This window comes from Streptosporangium minutum (assembly GCF_002149035.1).
In the GTDB taxonomy this organism is placed as follows: Bacteria; Actinomycetota; Actinomycetes; order Streptosporangiales; family Streptosporangiaceae; genus Streptosporangium; species Streptosporangium minutum.
On the sequence record NZ_NGFP01000418.1, the window covers coordinates 1 to 3,998 of the forward strand.

General features: G+C 72.9%; 2 protein-coding genes. Both read right to left on the reverse strand.

Annotated elements, in window-relative coordinates:
* On the reverse strand, positions 1-2,776 hold a 2,776-nt coding region (locus CA984_RS42905; RefSeq protein WP_133061965.1), incomplete at its 3' end, for a non-ribosomal peptide synthetase.
* Positions 2,773-3,998, reverse strand: a 1,226-nt coding sequence (locus CA984_RS42910; protein WP_242676488.1) for a condensation domain-containing protein, incomplete at its 5' end; no start/stop codon positions are given. The genes CA984_RS42910 and CA984_RS42905, both read right to left, overlap by 4 nt.

A 3,998-nucleotide genomic window follows, 5' to 3' on the forward strand; every position in this document is an offset into this window, starting at 1 on the left:
GAGCAGGGACCATGTCCCCCTCAACCGGACCCACCGGAACGGGTGCCGCTTCCCCTGCCCGCCCCACGGGAGCAGGGACCATGTCCCCCTCAGCCGGACCCATCGGAAGGGGAACCCGACCTGAGCCGTCACCGTCCCGCCCAGCACCAGCACCAGCACCAGCACCAGCACCAGCACCAGCACCAGAGGTGTCCTSTCCCGCCGGAGCGGGAACCACGTAGGCGACCAGCCGCCGATCCCCCGGCCGGTCCTCMCGCACCACCACCGCCACCCCGGACACCGACCGATGACGGGCCAGCACCGCCTCGACCTCACCCAACTCGATCCGGAACCCCCGCACCTTCACCTGAAGATCAGCCCGTCCCAGATAGTCGAGCCGGCCGTCGGCACGCCAGCGGGCCACGTCGCCCGTCCGGTACATCCGCTCCCCCGGCCCCCCGAACGGGCACGCCACGAACCGCTCCGCCGTCAGCCCACCACGCCCCAGATATCCCCGGGCGAGTCCGGGACCGGCCAGGTACAGCTCCCCGGCCACCCCTACCGGAACCGGCCGCAACCACGGATCCAGCACGTAGACGCGAGCGCCCGACAGCGGCGACCCGATCGGCGGGGTCTCGCCCGGAGCCAGGGGCCCGCTCATCGTCGCGGCGATCGTGGCCTCGGTGGGGCCGTACGCGTTGATCATCAGGCGACCGGGAGCCCAGCGGGCGACGAGCTCGGCTCCGCAGGCGTCTCCGCCGACCACCAGGGTTCGCAGATCCGGCAGCGGCGCCTCCGGCACGCTCGCCAGGGCCGCGGGAGGGATCAGGGTGTGGGTTATCCGTCCGGCCTCCAGCACCTCCGCCAGCGCCGGCCCGCCGTACACGCCTGGAGGGGAGATGACGAGCGCCGCCCCCGCGGCGAAGGCCATGAGCATCTCCATGACCGAGGCGTCGAAGCTGGGAGAGGCAAACTGGAGCACCCGGCTGTCCGGGCCGACCCTGAGCCGCTCGGTCTGCGCAGCCGCGAACGCGGCGATGCCCTCGTGGGTCACGACGACCCCCTTGGGCCGTCCGGTCGAGCCCGAGGTGTAGATCACGTAGGCGGGGTGCCGTGGCGACGGCCGTACGTCCAGGTTCTCCGACGGACGCCCGGACACGTCCGCGCCGGCCAGGAACGCCTCGTCGATCACCTGGGAGGGGGCGGCGTCGGCGAGCATGTACGCGACCCGTTCGGCCGGATAGGCCGGATCCACCGGTAGGTAGGCTCCGCCCGCCTTGACCACGGCCAGCGCCGCGACGATCAGGTCGGCGGAGCGGGGCAGCACCAGCGCGACCACGTGCTCCGGGCCGACGCCGCGCTCGGCCAGCAGCCGGGCGAGCCGGTTCGCCCGGCGGTTGAGCCCGCCGTAGGTCAGGACCGTCTCACCGTCCACGAGGGCGACGGCGTCCGGGTCCCGCGCGGCCCCGCTCTCGAAGATCTCGGGCAGCGTACGGCAGGGCACCGGCTCGCCGGTGTCGTTCCACTCCTCGACGATCTGACGGTGCTCGGCGGCGTCCAGGACGCCGATCCGGCCGACCGGCGTCTCCGGGGCGGTGACCAGCGTGGTGAGCAGCAGCCGCACGCGCTCCAGCAGCCGCCGGGCCTGGGCTCCGGTGAACAGGTCCGGACGGTGGTCCAGGCGCAGGGTGAGACGGTCGCCGGGGATGGCCGCGAGGGCGAGAGGGTAGTGGTGGGCGTCCACGGAGCCGAACCCGGTCAGCCGGACGTCGCCGAGGGCGGTGTCCGCGGCGGAGGGGTCGAATGGGTAGTTCTCCAGCACGGTGACGGTGTCGAACAGGACGCCGCGGTGGATCTCGGTCAGCCCCAGGTGATGGTGGGGCAGCAGCTCGGCCTGCTCGTCCTGGAGGCGTTCCAGCAGTTCCCCGACCGGCTCCTCCGGGCGGAGCCGTACGCGCACCGGAACCGTGTTGATGAACAGGCCGACCATGCGCTCGACGCCGGGCAGCTCGGGCGGCCGTCCCGACACGATCGTGCCGAAGACGACGTCGTCGCGCCCGGTCAGCCGGGACAGCAGCACTCCCCACAGCCCCTGCAGCACGGTGTTGACGGTGATCCCCCGGCGACGGGCCAGCCTGGCCAGCGCGGTGGACAGGCCGGCGTCCAGCTCGATGCTCACCTTGTCCGGCGGGACGTGCGTGACCGTGCCGGGCGCGATCAGCGTCGGCTCCTCGACCCCGTCGAGGGCACGGTCCCAGGCCTGCCGGGCGGCGGCCCGGTCCTGGCGGGCCAGCCAGGCCAGATACCCCTTGTACGGCGGAGCCGCCGGGGCGTCCACCCCCAGATAGAGGGCGAACAGCTCGGCGACGAGGAGCGGGGTGGACCAGCCGTCGAGCAGGATGTGATGGTTGGTGAGGATCAGCCGGTGCCTATCCGCGTCGAGCCGTACCAGGACGAAACGCATCAGGGGCGGCGTGGCCAGGTCGAACGGGCGGGCCCTCTCCTCGGCGGCCACGGCGGCCGGATCGGCCGAGGCGACCTCGCGCCACGACGGCTCCACGTGGTGCGGGATGACCTGGACCGGCCGGCTGAGCTCCTCGTGCCAGAAGGCGGCGCGCAGGTTGGGATGGCGTTCGAGCAGCCTGGCGGCGGCGCTCCTCAGGGCGGGGACGTCCAGCGGACCGTCGAGGTCGAGGGTGACCTGGGCGGTGTAGACGTCGTGCTCGTCGTGGAGGGCGTGGAAGAACAGGCCCTGCTGCAGCGGCGAGAGCGGGAGGATGTCCTGGACCTGCGTCATCGCTTCTCCCACGCGGCCTGGATGCGGTCGATCTCCTCCTGGTCCAGGTCGACCAGGAGGTCGCTCGGCGTGTAGCCGCCCCGGCCGTGCGCGGCCAGCCCTTCGAGGGCCTCGGACCAGGTCCCGGCCAGATCCCTGACCTCCGCTCCGGTGAGCACCCCTTCCGGCCAGGACCAGACGGCCTCCAGGTGGGGGCCGTCCCGTCGGTCGTGGGTGGTCACGTTGATCTCCAGGGTGTGGGCCACCGGCATGCCGGGGTCGTGGCCGCCGAACCCGGACGGGACCAGGTTCCAGTCCCCTTCCGCGACGGCGACCCGGCCGAGGTAGTTGAACACGATCTGCGGCTGGGGAAGCGCGGCCAGTTCGGGGCCGGTCACGGGGTCGAGATGGCGGAGCAGACCGTAGCCCAGGGGGTTGGGCACCGCTCTGAGCTGCTCCTTGACCTTCTTGATCGCCTGGGTGACGGCCCGCTCGTCGGCCCAGCCGCCGATACCCGCGTCGAGCCGGACGGGATACATGGCGGTGAACCAGCCGACGGTCCTGGACAGGTCGACGCCGGGGAAGATCTCCTCCCGGCCGTGTCCCTCCAGGTCCAGCAGGACCGAGGTGCCCCGGCCGCCGCGCTTCCTGCGCCAGTGCGCCACGGCCAGGGCGAGCCCGGTCAGCAGCACGTCGCCGGCCCGGCCGTGGAACGCGGCGGGGACGGTGGTCAGCAGGGGTCCGGCCTGCTCGGGGGGGAGGGTGAGACGGAGGCTGCGTAGCGTGGCGACGGTGTCGATCCGCGGGTCGAGCGGCCGGCTGCCGACGAGTGGATCGGGGCCGTCGAGGATCTCGATCCAGCGGCCGAGTTCGGCGGCCCTGTCACGAGCCTTGTCTCTGTCGCGGACCTCGTCCCTGTAGGGCGCCTCGTCCCTGTAGGCGGCCTCGCCCCTGTCGCGAGCCTTGTCTCTGTCGCGGACCTCGTCCCTGTAGGGCGCCTCGCCCCCGTCACGGGCCTCGTCCCTGTCGCGGGCTTCGTCCTGGAGGCGGTGGGCCCAGGTGCGGAAGGAGGTCGGGACCGCAGCCAGCTCGGGGACGGCTCCCCGCACGGCCGCCTCCCAGGCCGCGAACAGATCGGGCAGCAGGATCCGCCACGACACGCCGTCGACCGCCAGATGGTGGACGGTGAGCACCAGCCTGCCCGAGGTCTCCGGCCCGGCATCCAGCCACGCGACCCCGACCA